At 30.8% G+C, this 21,087-nt stretch carries 17 protein-coding genes; 6 read left to right on the top strand and 11 right to left on the bottom strand.

The features are described from left to right. Nucleotides 1-3: 3 nt before the first annotated feature. From I6H46_RS02655 to glpX, 9 genes are all read right to left on the bottom strand, one after another. Nucleotides 4-1,395, bottom strand: a complete 1,392-nt coding sequence (locus I6H46_RS02655; RefSeq protein ID WP_019118813.1) for a V-type ATP synthase subunit B — start codon at nt 1,393-1,395, stop codon at nt 4-6. Beyond that, entirely contained in the window at nt 1,395-3,161 is a 1,767-nt protein-coding gene (locus I6H46_RS02660; protein ID WP_019118814.1) for a V-type ATP synthase subunit A, read from the bottom strand. Before I6H46_RS02660 ends, I6H46_RS02655 begins: the two co-directional genes overlap by 1 nt. Before the next feature lie 13 nt (nt 3,162-3,174). Beyond that, on the bottom strand, nt 3,175-3,486 hold the full coding sequence (locus tag I6H46_RS02665) for a V-type ATP synthase subunit F (RefSeq protein ID WP_004839563.1): 312 nt from the start codon (nt 3,484-3,486) through the stop codon (nt 3,175-3,177). After that, nucleotides 3,479-4,474, bottom strand: a complete 996-nt coding sequence (locus I6H46_RS02670; RefSeq protein WP_019118815.1) for a V-type ATP synthase subunit C — start codon at nt 4,472-4,474, stop codon at nt 3,479-3,481. Before I6H46_RS02670 ends, I6H46_RS02665 begins: the two co-directional genes overlap by 8 nt. Before the next feature lie 10 nt (nt 4,475-4,484). Continuing rightward, nucleotides 4,485-5,036 (bottom strand): V-type ATP synthase subunit E, encoded by a 552-nt coding sequence (locus I6H46_RS02675; RefSeq protein ID WP_019118816.1) that lies wholly within the window; start codon nt 5,034-5,036, stop codon nt 4,485-4,487. Nucleotides 5,037-5,045: 9 nt separating this feature from the next. Continuing rightward, nucleotides 5,046-5,513 carry a V-type ATP synthase subunit K gene (locus I6H46_RS02680; RefSeq protein WP_004839566.1) on the bottom strand — a complete coding sequence of 156 codons (468 nt, stop codon included), beginning with the start codon at nt 5,511-5,513 and terminating at the stop codon, nt 5,046-5,048. After that, nucleotides 5,506-7,446, bottom strand: coding sequence for a V-type ATP synthase subunit I (locus tag I6H46_RS02685; protein WP_019118817.1), 1,941 nt, complete (start codon nt 7,444-7,446; stop codon nt 5,506-5,508). The genes I6H46_RS02680 and I6H46_RS02685 overlap by 8 nt, the downstream gene beginning before the upstream one ends. Next, nucleotides 7,433-7,756, bottom strand: coding sequence for a V-type ATP synthase subunit H (locus tag I6H46_RS02690; protein WP_019118818.1), 324 nt, complete (start codon nt 7,754-7,756; stop codon nt 7,433-7,435). The genes I6H46_RS02685 and I6H46_RS02690 overlap by 14 nt, the downstream gene beginning before the upstream one ends. 561 nt (nt 7,757-8,317) lie before the next feature. After that, nucleotides 8,318-9,280 (bottom strand): class II fructose-bisphosphatase, encoded by a 963-nt coding sequence (gene glpX, locus I6H46_RS02695; protein WP_019118820.1) that lies wholly within the window; start codon nt 9,278-9,280, stop codon nt 8,318-8,320. A gap of 192 nt (nt 9,281-9,472) precedes the next feature. Here glpX and I6H46_RS02700 point away from each other — a divergent pair, with 192 nt between their 5' ends. The 6 genes from I6H46_RS02700 (at nt 9,473) to I6H46_RS02725 (ending at nt 14,952) form a co-directional block, all read left to right on the top strand. Continuing rightward, on the top strand, nt 9,473-10,702 hold the full coding sequence (locus I6H46_RS02700) for a hypothetical protein (RefSeq protein WP_200226117.1): 1,230 nt from the start codon (nt 9,473-9,475) through the stop codon (nt 10,700-10,702). Nucleotides 10,703-10,903: 201 nt separating this feature from the next. Further along, nucleotides 10,904-11,680, top strand: a complete 777-nt coding sequence (locus I6H46_RS02705; protein WP_019118823.1) for an ABC transporter permease — start codon at nt 10,904-10,906, stop codon at nt 11,678-11,680. Beyond that, nucleotides 11,658-12,344: an ABC transporter ATP-binding protein gene (locus tag I6H46_RS02710; protein WP_019118824.1), complete on the top strand. Its 687-nt coding sequence runs from the start codon at nt 11,658-11,660 to the stop codon at nt 12,342-12,344. Before I6H46_RS02705 ends, I6H46_RS02710 begins: the two co-directional genes overlap by 23 nt. Next, on the top strand, nt 12,334-13,332 hold the full coding sequence (locus I6H46_RS02715; protein ID WP_019118825.1) for an ABC transporter substrate-binding protein: 999 nt from the start codon (nt 12,334-12,336) through the stop codon (nt 13,330-13,332). The genes I6H46_RS02710 and I6H46_RS02715 overlap by 11 nt, the downstream gene beginning before the upstream one ends. A 127-nt stretch (nt 13,333-13,459) precedes the next feature. Continuing rightward, nucleotides 13,460-13,966 (top strand): sigma-70 family RNA polymerase sigma factor, encoded by a 507-nt coding sequence (locus I6H46_RS02720; RefSeq protein ID WP_019118826.1) that lies wholly within the window; start codon nt 13,460-13,462, stop codon nt 13,964-13,966. Then, complete coding sequence (locus tag I6H46_RS02725) at nt 13,963-14,952, top strand: hypothetical protein (protein ID WP_019118827.1); 990 nt, start codon at nt 13,963-13,965, stop codon at nt 14,950-14,952. The genes I6H46_RS02720 and I6H46_RS02725 overlap by 4 nt, the downstream gene beginning before the upstream one ends. 57 nt (nt 14,953-15,009) lie before the next feature. On the opposite strand, the gene I6H46_RS02730 is transcribed toward I6H46_RS02725, so the two are convergent. After that, complete coding sequence (locus tag I6H46_RS02730; protein WP_019118828.1) at nt 15,010-15,696, bottom strand: ferric reductase-like transmembrane domain-containing protein; 687 nt, start codon at nt 15,694-15,696, stop codon at nt 15,010-15,012. A gap of 27 nt (nt 15,697-15,723) precedes the next feature. Continuing rightward, entirely contained in the window at nt 15,724-20,679 is a 4,956-nt protein-coding gene (locus tag I6H46_RS02735; RefSeq protein ID WP_200226119.1) for an FMN-binding protein, read from the bottom strand. Nucleotides 20,680-21,087 lie beyond the last annotated feature (408 nt).

Below are 21,087 nucleotides of genomic sequence, written 5' to 3' on the forward strand. Positions count from 1 at the left end.
AGCCTAAGACTCCTTTTTGTTTTCGTCTTTATCCAAATATTTATCGATTAATTCGTCATCGATTCTCTTTAGTTCAGATTTTGGTATTATTTTTAATAATTCCCAACCAAGATTTAGGGTATCTTCTATGGATCTATTTGTGTAGAATCCTTGATTTATATATTTTTCTTCAAATTGTTTTGCAAATTCTGCAAAGGCAAGGTCAGCCTTTGAAAGGGCAGAATCTCCAAGAATTTTTTGAAGCTCTCTTGCGTCAACTCCGGATGCATAAGCTGCATAAATTTGGTTCATGGTATCTGCATGGTCTTCTCTTGTTTTTCCTTCACCAATTCCCTTATCTTTAAGCCTTGATAGGGATGGAAGAATTGAAACTGGTGGGTTTACTCCTTGGTTATATAATTCGTTTGATAAAATAATTTGTCCTTCTGTGATATAGCCTGTCAAATCTGGGATTGGGTGGGTTATATCATTTTCTGGCATGGTCAAAATTGGAATTTGGGTAATTGTACCTGGTTTTCCTTTTAATTTTCCAGCTCTTTCATATAAAGTTGCAAGGTCTGTATAAAGATATCCCGGATATCCACGACGGCCTGGAACTTCTTTTCTTGCTGCTGAAACCTCACGAAGAGCTTCTGCGTAGTTTGTCATATCTGTCATTATAACCAAAACTTGCATATTTTTTTCAAATGCCAAATATTCTGCTGCTGTAAGAGCCATTTTTGGTGTTGATAAACGTTCGATTGCAGGGTCATCTGCAAGATTTATAAACATTACTGACCTGTCCAAAGCTCCTGTTTTTTCAAAGTCTTGTCTAAAAAATTGAGCTTCTTCGAATGTAATTCCTATAGCTGCAAAAACAACGGCAAAGTCTTCGCTATCATTTAAAACTTTTGCTTGTCTTGCAATTTGGGCTGCAAATTTATTGTGTGGAAGTCCTGAGCCTGAAAATATTGGAAGTTTTTGTCCACGAACAAGGGTGTTTAATCCGTCGATTGTTGATACACCTGTTTGAATAAATTCTGATGGATAATCACGGCTTACAGGATTTATTGCAACTCCGTTTACATCTCTTTTTTCTTCAGGAATAATTGATGGGCCATCATCGATTGGTCTTCCTAGTCCATCAAAAGTTCTTCCAATCATATCTTCGCTTACGCCAAGTTCTAGTGGTCTGCCTAAAAATCTTACTGATGTTGATTTTAAGTTAATTCCAGAAGAACCTTCGAAAAGTTGGACAACAGCATTGTTTTCGTCAATTTCTATTACTCTTCCTCTTCTTCTTTCTCCTGTTTGAAGTTCTATATCAACTAGCTCTTCATAATCAACTCCACTAACATCTTCGACAAGCATTAGGGGTCCAACTACTTCTGATACGCTTTTATATTCTTTTAGCATTATTCATCCTCCCCCTTTGCTACAGCTTCTTTGCATTCTTTGTCGATTTGTTCTTTAACTTGGTCAAATTCTTCCAAGTTTTCATCTTTTATCAATTTTAATCTTGTGATTTTTTCTTTTACTTCAAGCTCTTCAAGTCTATCAAGATTTGCTCCATCAGATAGAGCTTCTAGACTTTTATCATAGAAATAAAGAATTGTATCAAGCATTAAATCTTGTTTTTCCATTGGACAGAAAGCATCTGTTTCGTGGAAGGCGTTTTGTTGCAAGAAATCTTCTCTTAGTGATTTTGTTACATCAAGTTTTAATTTATCATCATCACTTAACCCATCACGACCAATTAATCTTACAATTTCTTGTAGGGATGATTCTTGTTGGAGAAGACTCATTGCTCTCATCCTGTTTTTTGAGAATTTTTCATCAACAGTTTTATCTATATATGAATCCATCTTGTCTTGGTAGAGTGAGTAAGAATTTAACCAGTTTATAGCTGGGAAGTGTCTTTGGTAAGACAAATCATAATCAAGTCCCCAGAATACTTTTACTATACGAAGTGTTGCTTGGGTAACTGGTTCTGATAAGTCTCCACCTGGAGGAGAAACTGCTCCTATTACTGAAAGTGATCCTTCTTTTTCTACTTGTCCATTTACAATAACTTTTCCACTTCTTTCGTAGAAATCTGCTATACGGCTTGCAAGATATGCTGGGAATCCTTCATCTCCTGGCATCTCTTCCAAACGTCCACTCATCTCACGAAGGGCCTCTGCCCATCTTGATGTAGAATCTGCCATTAGGGCAACTGAATATCCCATATCTCTGTAATATTCTGCCATGGTAATTCCTGTATAAACACTTGCCTCTCTGGCTGCAACTGGCATATTTGATGTGTTTGCTATAAGTACAGTTCTTTTCATGATTGATTCGCCAGTTTTTGGATCGATTAGTTCTGGAAATTCGTCAAGTACATCAGTCATCTCGTTTCCACGTTCTCCACAACCTACATAAATTACAACGTCAGCATCGGCGTATTTTGCAATTTGGTGTTGGATAACTGTTTTTCCTGATCCAAATGGGCCCGGGATTGATGCAGCTCCACCTTTTGCAACTGGGAAAAATGTATCAATAACTCTTTGTCCTGTTATAAGTGGTGTGTCTGGATCAAGTTTTCTATTAAATGGTCTTGGAGATCTTACTGGCCATTTTTGAATCATATTTAATTCTTTATCGCCATTTTCTGTTTCAATTACAGCAACTGTTTGATCAACTGTAAATTCTCCATTTTTTATTTCTTTAACTTTTCCTTTTATTCCATTTGGAACCATAATTTTATGGTTAATTATTGAAGTTTCATCAACACTTCCTAGAATATCTCCAGGGATTACTTCATCGCCAACTTCTTTTTCCGCTTTAAATTCCCATAATTTTTCTCTATTTAGTGGTGGGGCTGTAACTCCTCTTTTTAGGAATTCTCCTGCCAATAATTCAAGTTTTTCTAGTGGTCTTTGGATTCCGTCATACATTCTTTCAAGTAGTCCAGGTCCAAGTTCAACTGATAGTGGAGCTCCTGTTGAAACTACTTCATCTCCAGGTCCAATTCCAGTTGTTTCTTCGTAAACTTGAATATTTGCAACATCCCCTCTCATCTCTATAATTTCTCCGATGAGCTTATCTTTTGAAACTTCGACCACATCATAGATATTAGCATCAGATAATCCCTTTGCCTCTACAAGTGGACCTGATACTCTTGTGATTTTACCTTTATTCAAATTTGGTCTCCTTTTAGTTCAAAATGTTAGCTCCAACAGCTTTTTCTACACTCTTATTTATATCTGCCATTCCAAGTCCAAGATCTTCTTTGTTGGATGGTATAAGTATAATTGCTGGAGTCATTTTTTCTCTGTATTTGTCTATAGTATCTTGGATTTTTGCTGCAAAATCTTCTGTAATAAATATTATTCCCACATCTTCTTGGGCAAGTTTATTTACAAGTTTTTTTGCATCTTCTCCATCTACTGCTGTATATACGTCAACTCCCAATGCCTTAAACATTAGGACAGAATCTTTATCTCCTATTACGGCTACCCTATACATACAAATCACGCAACCTTTCTTCCATAAATTCACGAGAAAGTGAATTTAGTTTGGCTGTTAGGATAATTCTCAAGTTTTTAATTTCCATTTCACGACTTATAAGATAACCCATAATTACTTCTGGACCATAACTTACTTTTTTGCTTTCTTTTGCAAAATCCATCAAGTGATTATCGATTATTTTTTCTATTTTTTGCATAGCCTTATACAAATCATCTTCTTCCAAAGCATTTTTTACTTGTGGGTAAATTTTTTCTTTGAAAAATAGATTTGAATATGAAGTTTTTTCTGCATTTAGTGAATCTCTAAAGAGATTTTTTTCAATATTTCCTCCATCTATTAGGGCTTTTTCTAATAAGTCTACACTTTGATCTTGACCTTTAATTCTTAAAAGTGTTTTTAAATTTGTAAGGTCAATTCTTTCTTTGGTAAATTTTATTAAACTTTCATAATTGAGATTTTCGCTATCTTCCAAAAGTTTTTCATAAAAATCTTTATCCAAAGATAAGTCTATATCTTGAGGATCCTTATTTTCTTTATAAAGGTCTAGGGCTTTTTTTGCATAAGAAAAATACTTGTCATTTTGATTTATGTCTTCTTTTAGATTTCTCTTTATTTTTACAAGGTCAATTTTTCCTATATCAATATAAATAGACTTGTAGTCCTCATCTTGAATAAGCTCTTTTAATAAAACTTTCAAATTATGAAAATTATATTTTTCTTCCAAATATTTTACCAAGTTTTTGTCAGGGCTTATTTTTATCATATCTTTGTATGAATTTAAAAGCATTTGAGATAGGGCTTTTTCATAATCTTCATATCTATCTAATTTTTGTAAAAGCTCGCCATATTTTGTATCGTTTAAGGATGATATAGCCTCATTTAGGTTATCTGTATCTATTAGCCTTTTCAAATTTTCTGAAGTAAGGAGATTTTTTTCGTATACTCTTGTAGTAATGGATGGGCGAATAAATTTTTCTCTATCCATCTAAATCACCTCACTTAAATATTTCATCAACTATAATTTTTTCTAAAGAATCTTTTTCAAAGTTTACCAAAGACTTGTAGGTGTTATCGTAGGAAATTTTTCCGTTTTTTACAACAAATCCACCTTCTACGCTTTCATTTGATACTTTAAGCCCATTAAAATCTTCTTCTTTGAAATGAAATTTCATATCTTTTTGTAAAAGTATTTCGCCTTTTTCGATTTTTGAATCTTTGAGTCTATTTAGGACAAAATCTTTGTAAGAATTAGGTCCAAGTTTTTCTAATTTTTCAATTAATTTTTCTAAAACTTCTTCTACAACTTGATTTTTTGCTTCAATTTTTATATCTCTTGCCTGTCTATTTACAGTTACTTTTGAATTTTCTTTTATTCTTTTTGCTTCTTTTTTGGCATTTTCTATAATTTTTGAAACTTCTTTTTGGGCTTTTTCTTCTGATTCTTTTATTATTTCTTCTTTTCTTTTTTGACCATTAGATAGGATATGATCGGCTTCTTTTTTGCCGTCTTCTTTTATTCTATCTAATAATAAATCAAGATTGTTCATAATAAAGCCTTATATATTGTTTACTAGAAGTAGGGAAATTACAAATCCTAAGATTGCATATAACTCAACCATTACTGCATAAACTATTCCTTGTACGAAATTATCTTCGTTTTTTGCAAGTATATTCATACCTGATACTGCTACTTTTGCTTGAGCTATTGCTGAGAAATATCCTACTACTCCAATTGGAAGAGCTGCGAAAATATAATAAAGTCCTTGTTGGAAATTAAGATCTCCACCTAATTTTCCTAAAATCATAAATCCTATTACGAATCCGTAAAGTCCTTGTGTACCTGGTAAAAGTTGTAGTACAAGTGCCTTACCAAATTTTTGTGGTTCTTCTACAGTTAAGCCCGCAGCTGCTTCTCCTGTCATTCCTGTTCCTTTGGCAGATCCCATTCCTGATAAGAATACTGCTATAGCAACAGCAACTGCTCCCATTATCTTTCCACCGTTTTCAACTAAAAAATCAACCATTGTATCCTCCTGTGATTATATTTATAAATTTACTGTTTTCTATCATTTGTCTAAATTTCTTGCCGCCACCTTCATAGAACTTGTTAAACATTTCTACATAAACAAGTCTTAATGAGTGAACGTATGCTGATAGGGTTGATAGGAATAAGTTAAATAATTGGAAAATTACAAAAACTATAATAGCTCCTATCTTTCCTAAAATTCCCGCTGGCCACAACATTCCTACAATCAAGTTTACTGAATAAGCTACAAATCCTCCTGAAAGAACAAGTGCCATAAGTCTTAAAAATGATACAAAATCTCCAATCCAAGAACTCATACCATATAAAGAATATAGACCTCCTGCAACTTTTCCTCCAACAGATTTATTTTCACGTCCTCCTGTAAGAACTATGCCTATCATGCCTATAATCATTATTATTTTTGCAACATTTTTTCCTGATCCATCAAGTAAATATAAGGCTATAGCTCCACCTACTGCCATATACCACAATAATACATCAAATATTGCACCGAGTGGATCGCCATCACGAATTAACATATAGGCTTTTACGCCCAAAGCTGTAAATAATGATATGCCACCGATTATAAGTGAAATAACCATTAGGGTGTTGAAATCTTTTTGTGTATCAATTAGACCTGGTAGTGGAATAATTCCTCCAAAAAATGAACCGAATATTAGTCCAAATACACATCCTGAAAGACCAACTCTTGTAAAAAGTCTTGCCATTTTGTCAGTTGACTCTGGCAAATCTTTGTATTTTCTAAGTAAAATTGTTCCAATAAAAAGTATTAATCCATATCCCAAATCCCCAAGCATAAAACCTGTAAATATTGTATAGAAAATTGAAACCAAAAGTGTTGGATCAACTTCGTTATATTTTGGTAGTGAGTAGGTTTCTACTACTGATTCGTAAGGTTTGATAAGCTTGTTGTTATCAAGAATTACTGGAACGTCTGGATCATCTTTGTCTGCTTCATTTATATCAAGTACAAAATCTTCTCCCAAAACTTCCTTCAAATCTTTTTTAAACTTTTCGTTTAGATTGTGAGGAATATAGCCTTCAACGAAGTCTATTCTTTTTGTTTTGATGAAAAATTCGCTACTTGCTTCTTTTTTTCTTAAATTTTCTAGATAAGTTTGGTAAAGGTAAAAATCTGGCAAAAATATTTTCATTTGCTTAATTTTTTCTTCACTATCTTTAAGCTTTTTGTCTAAATTTTCAATTTCTTCTAGATTTAAAGCTATTTTTTCACTAACTTTCTTTTTGGTCTTAATATTTGCTTTTGAAAAACCATGATCTCTTAGAAATTCTCTAAAATCTTTTGCTTCCTCAAGACTTGATATAGCTATTAGATAATTTAGGCTATCTTTTTTGGAAAGATCTACAACTAGGGCAGTTTTGAAATCTTTTTTGACTAAATCTTGGTCAAAATCTTTATAAAACTGATCTGCAATTGAGCCAATTTCTACGAAAAATCTGTGTGAGTTTTCAATAGAATTTATATCCAAATCCAAAGCCTTAAAGCTTTCTAGTTCTTCATTTGCTGCTTTTAAATTTTTAATCTTATCTTGACTTTTATCCCTTATATCAATGTATTCTTTTAGTTGAGGATATATTTCATCAAACCTAAAATTTTCGCCTTCTTTATAGAGATTATCAAGACTCATGTCCTTTTTTGTTAGGGAAGATTTTTCTTCCTTATCCAAAAACTTCTCTATAGAATTTATTGCATATTCTAGCTTTGATCTTTTTTCATCAATTCTTGTAAGATTATCTTGGTTAGATACCTTTTTGAGGTAGTCTTCCTTTTCGTCGACCACAAGATCGTTAAAATGAACATAGTTAAACTTTTGTAAAATATCTAGAAGGCTTTTTCTATTATTTTCAAAAGAGAAAAGATTAAACTTATCCATTTTAACTATTGCCATTATTTACAATCCTTTCTGTTAAAAGATTTAAAAGCCCTTCAATTTTTTCCTCATCTTGGTCTAAAATATCTTTGCTTTCATCTTTTGCCTTGTCAATAAGTGGAATCTTTTCTTCGCTTGCTTCTTTCTTTGCATTTTCGATTAAATCACTGGCATCTTTTTTTGCCTTTTCGATTTTTTCTTTGTAAGAATTGCTTGCTTCGATTTTTGATGATTCAATTATTTCCTTGGCTTTTATTTTGGCATCGTCTACAAGTTTGTCAGCTGCAATTTCTGCATCTTTAACTTGATTTATTACATCGCTTGCCATCCTTCACCTCCTACTATATATAGTTTAATTATAGCATATTGACCATATAGATGTATATTACCCATTTTAATCAATTTTTATAGAAAAATTCGAAAAGATTAAATAATTATTTTCAAATAATTTTTTAAATACATTCTTTTGAATTTAAAATTTTCTATAAAATTTTGCTTTGTTTTTTATTCTATTTTAAAAATTTATTTTTTTTATGTACTTTGTTGACAAAAATTTCTGATTTTATATAATAAAATTGATAACAGTTATCAATAACTTTGAGGAGTTTTTATGAAATCTTTTAATAAATCAAAAATTTTTAATAAAAAAATTTTCAATATAATAAAAAATAATAGAAAAGCTCTGTACTTTTCTTTGTTTGTTTTTACATATTTTTCTATGGCTTTTAATTATTTAATAATTAAGGATTTTGTTTTATCCAAAATTTTGTGCATTTTTTTGGGGATTATGAGTTTATTTTTTTTAAATAAAACTTACATAATCCCCAAGAAATCTCAATTTATTTTAAAATCTATCCTTATTATTTTTATAAGCTTGTCGTTTTTGTCTTTATTTTTGGTCTAGTTTTTGATCTAGTTTGTGGACAGAGTCGATGTATCTAATTGTTCCTGATGGAAGTCTTAGAAGTAGTGATTGGGTTTTTGCCATATTATTTTTTGTGTAGGATACGCCTTTTAGGAAAGTTCCATCGGTTATTCCTGTTGCTGCAAATAATACGTCATCGCCTTTTACCAAATCGTCTATTGTGTAAACTTTGTCGAAATCTACTCCCATTTTTAGGCATCTTTTTACTTGTTTTGAATCTGATGGGGCAAATACTCCTTGGAAATCTCCTCCCAAACATTTTAGGGCTGCGGCTGCTATAACGCCTTCTGGCGCTCCGCCTATTCCCATTATCAAATCAATTTTTCCATCTGATAATTCTGTGGCTATGGCTGTCAAAACATCACCGTCTTCTACCATAGAAATTCTAGCCCCTGCTTCTCTTATTTCTTCAACTAATTTTTCGTGTCTTGGTCTGTGCAAAACTGAAACTGTAATATCTGAAACTTTTTTGTTTAAAGCTTTTGCTACATTTTCTATATTTTCTTTTGTTGATTTTTTTATATCTATTACGCCTTTTGCCTTGCTTCCTGCGGCAATTTTATTCATATAAACATCTGGAGCATTTAGTAAGCAACCTTGTGGTGCAACTGCAATTACTGATATTGAATTGCTAGTTCCATTTGCAAGAGATGCTGTTCCATCTATTGGGTCTACAGCTATATCTACAACATCATCTTGGCTCATATCGCCAATTTCTTCACCTATATATAACATAGGAGCTTCGTCGATTTCTCCTTCTCCGATTACAACCCTGCCGTTTATTCCCAAATAATTAAACATTGCTCTCATTTGGTCTACTGCAATATTGTCAGAATCGTTTTTCTTACCCTTGCCTAAATATTTTCCGCTTGCAAGAGCTGCTGCCTCTGTTACTCTACATAAGTTGATACCTAAATCTCTATTCATTTTTTCTCCTCTAAATTCTCTTGTTAAAGTCAATAGGAAATAAACCATTTCCTACATTTTTATCATACCAAGAAGTGGAACTTTTTTAAAGACCTTTTTAAAATTTTTAATTTTTTGTAAAAATCTTTTTATTTGTTTAATTTTTAAGGATTTATGATATAATCAATAGGTAAAATAAAATTTGGAGATCGTATGAAAAAATTTTTGATTGTTTTATTTATATTACTTTTTTCATCTTGCATAAATTTCGATGAAAGTATAAATAAATCTAATGACTGCACAATAAAAGAAAAAATATCAGCAAATAGTATTTCAAGCGAAAAAGAAAAAAAGAAAAGATTAGAATATAAGCACGAAAATATTGAAGGATTTCAAAGAGATAATTCCTTGTTCGTTGAAAGAATGATGGGAGATTATCCAAATGATATTTCCACTTCTTCCAATGAGCCTTATACAAAAGATGAGCTTAAAAATCTTGATTACGACAAAAATATTTTCTTGGAAGCTTTTAATATAAGGATACCAAACAGGTGCAAAGTTTATTCTAATACTTCTAATAAAAATACCTATGTGATTGATTTTCCAAAATCTGATGATTATGATATTTCAATTAATATAAAAAAATTATTAGAAGAAGGAAAAAAATCAGAAGACGAAATAAAAAATGAGCTTTATAAAATTTCTGACAAAGAAACATATAATTCGGAAATTGAAAATGCAAATGTAGTTCAAAAACCTGTTGGACTTGAAAGCGACTATAAGAAAACTTATTATTCAATTGTTGAAGATAATCAATTTTCTTACACAAATATATTTATGGCAACGCCTACAAATATTATTCAATTTCAAATTGTAGAAGATAAGGAAAAATCCCAAGCCTCTCCTTATATAATGGCAGATTTATTGTCGACAACCTATCCAGAAAGTGAAGATTTTAATATGGTTGCCAAATCATTCAAATCTTTTGACAAATATATAAATCTTTACGCAACAGAAAAAATTGATATGGGAGATTTTTCTTTTAATATTCCTCAAGATATGAAAAATATCCAAGAAAGCGAAGCTTTGACCGTTTATGAAAATCAAGTTTCAGGAAAAACAATAAATCAAATTATAATTTCAAAAATAAAAAAAGATAAGGCAATTGATTTGAAAAATTCTTTTGCCCAAAGTCAAGGCAGTCAAATTCCACCAGCTTTTATAAGCCCGATGGGAGAAGTAAAAGAAGAAATGGTAAAAGAAAAATTGTTTTTAAAATCAAAAGTAAGAATTTATACCGAGCAATTTTCACTAGAAGGAGAAAAAATAGCCTTTGAAACCAAAGATTATTTTGTAAATATTATCCTTGCAGGTACATTAAAAAATACAAATAAAACCCAACTTTTAAATGAAAATATTATAAATTCTTTGAAATTTGAATAAGAGATTTTTATGATAATTTTTCATAAATAAACTAAACGATACTTAACCCATATCGATTATTAGTCGGTATGGGTTTTTTCTTTACTTTTTTTGATAATTAATGATATTAATTTTTAAAAAATATCAATAGTCTTACAAATTTTTTCCAAATAATTATTGATAAACTTTCTCATTTTCTGGTAAAATATTAGGGGAGTTTCTATGAAAAAATTTAACTTTAATTTTAAAAATCTTTCAATACTTATACTTATTTTGATTTTTTGGCAATTTATTTATAAAATCGGAATTTTTTCGCCAATTTATTTGCCTGGGCCTTTTAAAGTTTTTGAAACTTTTTGTGCTATGCTTGTTGATGGTTCGATTTTTGCTAATCTTTTTGCAAGCCTTTTTAGAGTATTTGTTGGATATTTTTTGGCTTTTCTTGTAAGCTTTTTTTTGGCTTTGATTTTTTATTTAAAACCTAAAACCTACCCATATTTTTCAAATATTTTGAATTTTTTTAAAAGTATTCCGCCTCTTGGTCTTGTTCCCCTCTTGATTTTGTGGCTTGGAATTGGAGAAATTAGCAAAATCGCCATAGTTTTTTTGGCGTCATTTTTTCCTATTTTTTTAAATATTCAAAAGGGTTTTATGGTAGCAGAGCCTGATTTAATTGAAATGGCGCGTGCTTTTTCTTATAACAATAAGGAAATTTTTAAAAAAATTATCCTGCCATCAAGTTTGAAAGATATTTTTGTTGGCGCAAGAATTGGTCTTGGCTATGCTTATAGGTCAATTATTGCAGCAGAAATGATAGCCGCATCAAAAGGCCTTGGTTATCTTATAAATTTTTCAAGGCTTATGTCTAGGACTGATAAAGTTCTTGTGGGGATTTTTCTAATAGGCTTTGTTGGAATGATTTCTGACAAAATTTTTGTTAAATTTGCAAGCTTTTTTTTGAAGGGAGATCTTAAAAATGAATGGTATAAGTCTAATTGACCTTTGTAAAACTTATAATATCGACGATAAAAATATAAAGGCTTTGGATAAAATAAATTTAACTTTAGATCCTCAAAAAAGAAATATCCTAATAGGCCCATCCGGTTGTGGAAAATCAACTTTAATCAAGGCTATTGGCGGACTTTTGGAAATCGACTCTGGAAAAATTATTAAAAATGACATAAAAACTTCCATAGTTTTTCAAAATCCAAGACTTTTGCCATGGCTAAATGTCAAAGAAAATATTCTATTTTCAAATCAAAATGAAAATCTTTGCAAAAAGTGGATTAAAATAATTGGCCTTGAGGGCTTTGAAAACGCCTACCCTTCTCAGCTTTCTGGTGGTATGAAAGCAAGAGTTTCCCTTGCTCGCGCTCTTATTTTTCCAAATAATTTTATGCTTTTGGATGAGCCTTTTGCATCTGTTGATGAGATTAGCAAAGAAAGGCTTGAAAAAGAATTAATTTCTTATATGAAAATCAAAGATTCTGGATTTTTATTTGTAAGCCACGATCTTGAAGAAGCTCTCAATTTAGGTCAAAGAATTATAGTAATGAAAAATGGAAAAATAGTTTCTGATTTCAATCTTGAAGATAAAAAAATCTCCAAGGAAATTTTGAGAGAAAATTTTAAAAAAATAATAGGAGAAGAAAATGAAAAATAAATTTTTAAAAATTTTATCAATTTTTGCCTTAGTTTTTGCAATTACATCATGCTCAAACAAAGACAATGCATCAAACGAAAATATTTCAAATGCTAATATGTCAAATCCTTCATCAAATACCAAGGAAAAATTATCAATCGACGAATTAAATGTGACTTATGTAACATCGCCTTTAAATGTTCCATCAATTATCGAAAAAAATAAGGAAATTTTTGCAAAACATCTTCCAAATGTAAAAATTAATTACAAGGAAATCACAAGCGGTGCAGACCAAACAGCTGCTCTTGCAAGCGGAGACGTTGATTTGCTTTATGGACTTGGCGGTTCTTCTGCAATTCTTGCAAAAGCAAATGGTCAAGATTTGAAAGTTTTAAATATGTATTCAAAAGCACCAAAGGCATTTTCACTTTTTGCCAAAGATGATTCAATAAAAAATCCATCAGATTTAAAGGGCAAAAAAATCGGAGGCCCTGCAGGAACAAACTTACACCAAGAACTTCTAGCATATTTAGAAAAAGAAAAAATGAGCGAAAAAGACGTAGAATTTTCAAATATGTCAATTCCAGATGCAGCTGCTGCCCTTGATTCAGGAAATTTAGACGTAGCACTTTTGGGAGGACCTGCAGCTTATAAGGCAAAAGAAGCAGGACTTTATGAAATTACAAACGGCGAAGATTTAATTGACGCTATAATTTGCGTAGCAAGTTCAGAAAAATTTGCCAAAGAACATCCAGATGTAATAAAGGCAATAAATGATGCCCAAAAAGAAATAGCAGAATTTATGGAAAAAAATAAAGACCAAACAAAAGAAATTGTAAAAAAAGAATTAGACCTTGACGATAAAGCCTACGATTATATGTATCCAATGTATGATTTTTCAACAAAAATTACAGATAAAGACAAAGAAGGCTTTGAAAGAACAAAAAAATTCATGCTAGATAATAAAATGATAGAAAAAGATTTTGATATTAATCTTTTATTTAAATAAAATTTTAAAACCTATAAACCATCTCGAAAAAATCGAGGTGGTTTTTTTATAAAAAATTAAAGATATAATTTAAAGTAAGGATAGATTTGCTCAACTTTATACGAATATATAGGCAAAGGAGGAAATAATGGATGATAAAAATTTAATAAAAGGAATTAAAAACAAAGATGAAAAATATTTGATTGAATTCATTAACCTTTATGGGCCTATATTAAAAGGAGTTATTGTAAAAACTATAGGAAATAGGAGAAATATTCTAGATGAAATTTTAAATGATGCTCTCCTTGGAATTTGGGATAATATAAATTCTTATGATCCTACTAGGTCATCTTTTAAAAATCGGTGTGCAGGAGTTGCCAAATACAAGGCAATTGACGCAATTAGAAAAGAAGCAAAACACGACTGCCTTGACCTTGATGATATTTCAGGTTTTATTTATGATAAAAATTTAGAAAATTATGATGAAAGCGAAAAAATTCTTGAAATGTTGTCAAAAAAAGACAGAGAGATTTTCAAAAAATTATTTATAGAAGGATATTCATACGATGATTTAGAAAAAATCACAAAAATTCCAAAAGACAGACTCTATAACAAAGTAAGCCGTGCCAAAAAAACTTTAAGGAGCAAATTATGAAAAATATCTATGACAAAATAAATGATATGGATTTTGAAATTGAAAAAATCGAATTAAACGACTTTGAAAAAGAAAAATTAATAAAAACTGCAAAATCCTACAAAAAAAATAAAAAATCAAAAAAATTTTTGCCAATAGCAGCTGCATTAATCCTAGTAGCTGGACTTAATATTCCAATTGTAAAAGCAGAAGTTTCAAAATTTACAACAGACATAAAAGTAACAATGATGGAAGCCTTTGGTGCAAGTCCTGATTCCTACAAATATATGGCAGAAATTAATAAACCAGTAACAGTGGGAGAAGATTCATTTGTGATAGGAAATATAGCCTTTGAAGATAATAAAATATTTATAAATACCCTTAGAAATGGAAAAAATTTAGAGGAAAATACAAAAAACAATTCATATTTGTATAAGGTGGTAGTTGATGGAAAAACTTATAAAGCTATGAGCTCATCAGGAGGAGAAGGCCTATTAGAAGATAAAAAAACATCCTCAGAAAATCTTATGATAAGTTTTGACAAATCTTTTCCAAAAAAAGATAAGGCGAACGTAGATTTATATTTTTTAGATGCAAATAAAAGCCAAATAATTTCAATAGAATCTCCAATGAATACAATAAACGAAGAGAACAAAATTTTCGCTGAAAATTTAAAAATAAAAGGAACAAACGCCACAATTTCATTGATGAAAATAAATCCAATGACCCTTACAGCAACAATAAAAAATCTCGATCAAGCCTATGTTTATGAACTAAAAGGAGTTGACGAAAAAGGAAATAAAATTTCTCTAGATGAAAGAGTTGCAGATGAAAATTCAACAACTTTTATTTTCAACAATTATTTCTCAGACCTAAGCCTAGACGAAATAAAAGACGGAAGAAAATTTAATTTCACCCTAAGTCGTTCAAAAATTAATGAAACATCCGGCAAAGAAAGTGATGGAAACTTTGAAAAATTTGCAGAATTTTCATTAAGTGCCAAATAAAATAAGGACAAAAAAAATCCTCAAATGAAATTAAATTCATTTTGAGGATTTTTAACTTTATTTTGCCAATGATTTTTGCATTTTTATATTTCTTTTTCTTAATCTTAGGATTATATAAGCCAAATATATAAGAGTATATATAACCACTCCTAACATATTTTCTTTCCAATTAGCTGAATATAACACCATAACGTGGACATATATTCCTATGAAAAATGGATATGCCATTTTTTGCAAATTTTTCCAACTTTTAGCTTTCATTTTGCGACGAACTGTCTTAAAAGAAGTTACAAAAAGAGGAATCAGCATCAACAATAAAAATATTGTTATTATTGATGCTATTAATTGTCTTTGAGGCATAGAGCTAGGATTTGTAAAAAGAATTGGGAAATAACGCAAACCAAATATTATATTGTGGCTAAAAACTAATAAGCTTGCCATTATAGACATTTCTCCACGAATTGCCATCAATTTTTTTGAAAAATCATTATGTTTTGTAATAGTTCCTAAAAACATTACTATCATAAATGAAGCTGTAGCAAATATCCCCCTTGAAAATATCTTCATAAAATATTCATTAAACCAAGTAGGGAAATTTCTATCAAAGCCCATATTATAATAATAAACTACAAATCCTGTCCAAGCATATATTCCTAGATAAAATATGACAGGATATTTTTTAATCAAATCCTTAGTTAAACTATAAAAAATTATAGTAAACAAAATTCCAGTAATTAAAGTCATCTTATTCTCCTTTCTATTTTCATAAGCTTATTGTTCCTTTTGTGTAGGATTTTTACTTTCATCAATGATAATTTCCTCTTTATTTTTTTCTAAAGGGGGCAATTGAGAGTTTTTTGTGCTTTGAATTTTGAGAGAATCTTTTTCGCTTTCACTATTTTCTTTTTCAGTTTTTTCTAACTCTTTATTACCAGAATCTTTATTCGATTCATTTTTATCAGGATATTTTTTCTCATTTACAGAAGGTTTTAAAGAAGGTTTCTCCTCTATTTTATTTTTAGAATTTTCCTTTTTCTTTATAGCCTTTTTGCTAGAAGATTTATCTTGACTATTTTCTTTTTTAACAGCTTTTTTCACTATTACCATCACGTAAGCTTCGCCTACTTCTTTTGTTCCTTTGCTTTTGAATTGTAGGTACACTCTTTGTGGGGCTTCGCTTACTTTGCTATAGTCTGGTTCGTTTTTAAAGCTTACTTCTACTGAACCGTCTTTTGGTATGTTTGAAAATCTTTCTTTGTAGTCTTCTAGCCTTGGGGCTTTCCCTTCTACTATTATTGGTTTGCTTGAGCTTCTTTGTGGTGTGAATTTTTCGCCGTGATCTTTATCTTCGTCATCGGATATGCCATCTCTATCTTTGTCTCTGTATAACCAATATGTGATTTTTCTTACTAAGAGTTTGCCTTTTTTCTTTGCTTTGAATTTTAGTGTTATTGTTTTAAATCCACTGCCGTCTTCTGGCCAACCTTCATTGCTTGGTTCTGGGATTCCTGTTATTGTTTTTCCGTCAAAGATTAAGCCTTTTGGTAATCCGTCTATTTCTTTTAATATTTCTGCGTCTTTATCTAGACTTGTTACTGTTGCTGGTCTTATTTCTTTGCCTTCTATCCACTGTTGACCGTTTGATTCCATTAGACTTGTGTCTATTACTTTTTGGTCTACTTCTATTTCTTCTTCTTGTGGTTTTGGTTTTTCTTCTTTTTCAACGGCTTTTTTCACTATTACCATCACGTAAGCTTCGCCTACTTCTTTTGTTCCTTTGCTTTTGAATTGTAGGTACACTCTTTGTGGGACTTCGCTTACTTTGCTGTAGTCTGGTTCGTTTTTAAAGCTTACTTCTACTGAACCGTCTTTTGGTATGTTTGAAAATCTTTCTTTGTATTCTTCTAGACTTGGGGCTTTCCCTTCTACTATTATTGGTTTGCTTGAGCTTCTTTGTGGGCTGAATTTTTCGCCATGATCTTTATCTTCGTCATCGGATATGCCATCTCTATCTTTGTCTCTGTATAACCAATATGTGATTTTTCTTACTAAGAGTTTGCCTTTTTTCTTTGCTTTGAATTTTAGTGTTATTGTTTTAAATCCACTGCCGTCTTCTGGCCAACCTTCATTGCTTGGTTCTGGGATTCCTGTTATTGTTTTTCCGTCAAAGATTAAGCCTTTTGGTAATCCGTCTATTTCTTTTAATATTTCTGCGTCTTTATCTAGACTTGTTACTGTTGCTGGTCTTATTTCTTTGCCTTCTATCCACTGTTGACCGTTTGATTCCATTAGACTTGTATCTATTACTTTTTGGTCTACTTCTATTTCTTCTTCTTGTGGTTTTGGTTTTTCTTCTTTTTCAACGGCTTTTTTCACTATTACCATCACGTAAGCTTCGCCTACTTCTTTTGTTCCTTTGCTTTTGAATTGTAGGTACACTCTTTGTGGGACTTCGCTTACTTTGCTGTAGTCTGGTTCGTTTTTAAAGCTTACTTCTACTGAACCGTCTTTTGGTATATTTGAAAATCTTTCTTTGTACTCTTCTAGACTTGGGGCTTTCCCTTCTACTATTATTGGTTTGCTTGAGCTTCTTTGTGGTGTGAATTTTTCGCCGTGATCTTTATCTTCGTCATCGGATATGCCATCTCTATCTTTGTCTCTGTATAACCAATATGTGATTTTTCTTACTAAGAGTTTGCCTTTTTTCTTTGCTTTGAATTTTAGTGTTATTGTTTTAAATCCACTGCCGTCTTCTGGCCAACCTTCATTGCTTGGTTCTGGGATTCCTGTTATTGTTTTTCCGTCAAAGATTAAGCCTTTTGGTAATCCGTCTATTTCTTTTAATATTTCTGCGTCTTTATCTAGACTTGTTACTGTTGCTGGTCTTATTTCTTTGCCTTCTATCCACTGTTGACCGTTTGATTCCATTAGACTTGTATCTATTACTTTTTGGTCTACTTCTATTTCTTCTTCTTGTGGTTTTGGCTTTTCTTCTTTTTCTTTTTCTTCTACTAAATTTTTATCGGATTCTTCTCCTGATAATTGGAAGTTTACATATATTGTCTTTGGTGTATTTGGATTTTCTTCTTTGAGCAATGTATATTTTACTTGTCTATTTACTGGCAATTTATCGCCTGTGTACTCATAACGATTACCATTTTTTGATACTGCTCTAAGTTTTACTTTTTCAAATTCAAATGATGTTGGTGCATCGATAACTTGATGGTCGGAAATATTTCTTTTATCTACGTAATCCATTTCAACTTTATCGACTTTGTACCACTTATTTCCATCTGCGCTGTATTCTAATCCGATTATATAATCTTTACTATATTTTCCGATTAAAATTCTAAAGTCATCATAGGATAGTGATTTTTGGTGCATTACTTTTGCTTTTATAATTTTTTTGTCAGCATAATTTTTTAAGTCGCTTCCGTTTTCTATTATTTTTCCGTTTTCGTCTGTAATGCTAATTCCATTTTCTTTGAAATCTTTCCATTCTACTTCTTTTTGACTTCCATCTTTTTTGATTAAGTTTACTTTCATTTCTGTAAAATCAACTCCATCGCCTTTGTTTACTTCTATGTTTTTATTTTTTGGAGCTGTTATTGTGATTTCTTTTACATCTGAATTTGTAATGTAATCATTTGATGATTTTTTTGTAGCCTCTCTTGCTGCTGATGATATTCCACTAGCACTAACTGTTGCACCTGTAACGCTATCAAATAATTCTTTTGACTTATATTTTTTGGACATATAAGCTTTAACTGTTCTTGAAATTAGTGTTAAATCTGATTCTGAATTATCATTTCTATATCCGTTAAGATTATTTGCATATTCTGCACCAAAAAGTTCTAATGCTTTTGCTTTTGGGTTACTACTTTTTCTTATTGTTTCAAAATACTCTCTGTATAATCCCATTTTTGCAAGATTTAGTCTTGCTTCTTTTCCTTTTATAAAGGATAAAACTTTTTCTGCTTTTTGTCTAAATGGTCCCATATCATCGCCGTATTCTGAATTTTCTCCTACTCTTATTTCAGAAATTTCTCCATTTTCGACTTTTATATATGTTCTGATTTTTCTTGTATTAATATATCCAATGCCCCATCCTGTATATTCGCCGTCTTTTAATGGTTGATCGTTATAATATTTTTTAAGGGCTTCATCTATTTTTTCTTCGCTTGGTTTTTCTGGTTTCTTATCTTCTTCTGGTTTTTTATCTGGCTTTTGTTGGTCTGGCTTTTTGTCAGGTTTTGATGGACTATTTTCAATTCCAGCTTTTGATACTGCATTATTTATAGCATCTATTATTCCTTTGCTTGAGAATGTTGCTCCTGATACTGTATCCACGTTTTTGCCAGGCTTACCAAGCATTTTTGAGATTACTCCTTTTGATTTGCTAAAATAAGGATCATCTTCTTTGTGTGAAAGGATTTCTACTTTTGTTATTGAACCTTTTGCTATGGTTACTTTTACTTTTATTGGACCATTAAAGCCTTCTGCTACTCCTTCGTATACACCATCTTTGTATTGTTTGTAAATCTTATTATCTTTACTTGGTTTTTCTGGTTTTTTATTTGGTTTTTTTGCTTGATTTGTATTTGATGGTTTTTTATTTTTATTATCAACATTTTTGCTTCCACCCGCTTTTGATAGAGCATTTCTTACTGCATCAAGTATTCCTCTACTTGAATATGTTGCACCAGAAACTGTATCAACACTTTTGTCAGCTTTTCCTAAAATTTTTGATATAACTGCTCTTGCTCGACCAAAATATGGATTGTCATCGCTGTGTGAAAGTATTTCCACGTTTGTTATTGAGCCTTTCGATATGGTTACTCTAACTCTTATTGGTCCATTAAATCCTTGACCTGAGCCTGTGTAAACTCCATCTTTAAGGTCTTTATTTCCAATTGCTACTGTCCCTTTAGCATTTGCTCTTTTATTATTGCTTGATGCTTTATTTACAGCTTGCACTTTTGCATTTTCCTTAGAGCCAGCTTTGTGAAGGGCATCAGCTACTGCCATTTTTATAGCGTTTGATGATACTGTAGCTCCTGTTACTGAATCTACATTTACACTTCCACTACTTAAAATTTTATTTATTACAGCATAAGCTCTATTAAAATATTCTGGTGTTTCATTTTGTGAAACAACTTCTATTCCACTTATTTTTCCATTTTTTATGATTACTTTTACGGTTAAATTTCCACCATATCCATTTGCGCTACCAAAATACTCTCCATCTTTTAACCCTTCTACTGGTTTTTTATCTTCTTTTTTAGCTTTTTCTTTTATTTTTTCTTTCGAACCAGCTTTTTGGAGTGCTTTTAAAACAGCATCCTTTATAGCATTTGATGATATGGTTGCTCCTGTAACAGAATCTACATCTACTTTTCCTGTTCTTAAAATTTCTTTTATTATCGCTGAAGCCTTTTTAAAATATTCCTCAGTTTCATTATGGGATAAAATCTTGATGTCTGTTAATTTTCCATTTTTAACAGTTATTCTAACAGTCAACAAACCACCATAACCTTCAGAACTTGCTTCGTATTGACCATCTTTTAAATCTGTTGCAAGACGAGCGCTATCGCTTACTATTTTGTCTTTTTTTTCAGCCGCAAGCTTATTTTTTTCTAAGACAAACATAGACGATTTTATCATAGCCATAGACGCTAATCCTACAATAATAAAGGTCAATACTTTCTTTAAAAATGTATTTTTCATCTTTCCTCTTTACAAAATATATTTAGGTTATTAAAGGTAACCTAAACCTTTTTGATTTTCATTTACATAAAAATCTTAAAAATTATTGAGTTGTGGAGTATAAACTCCAAATTGCAAATAAATTAAATAATCTATTTTGCAAGGATGAATTTTTAGATATTTTTCAAAATGTTTAAATCAATTTTAATTTCTATCTAAAATATTCGGTTTATAAGTCTTGATATTGGTAAAAATAACTTTGCTTTTCTCATTTTTATAGTATTTTTAAAAATAACTAATTTTTATTTGATATTCTTAGTAAAGTTTTCCATAATATTTTTATCTAATCAAATATTTTGCCGAATAAATACAAATCTAAATCCTTATAAATTTTTATAATTAAAACCTTTATATGATTACTTTATTCGC

It is taken from the genome of Anaerococcus obesiensis, assembly GCF_016599815.1.
Taxonomy (GTDB): domain Bacteria; phylum Bacillota; class Clostridia; order Tissierellales; family Peptoniphilaceae; genus Anaerococcus; species Anaerococcus vaginalis.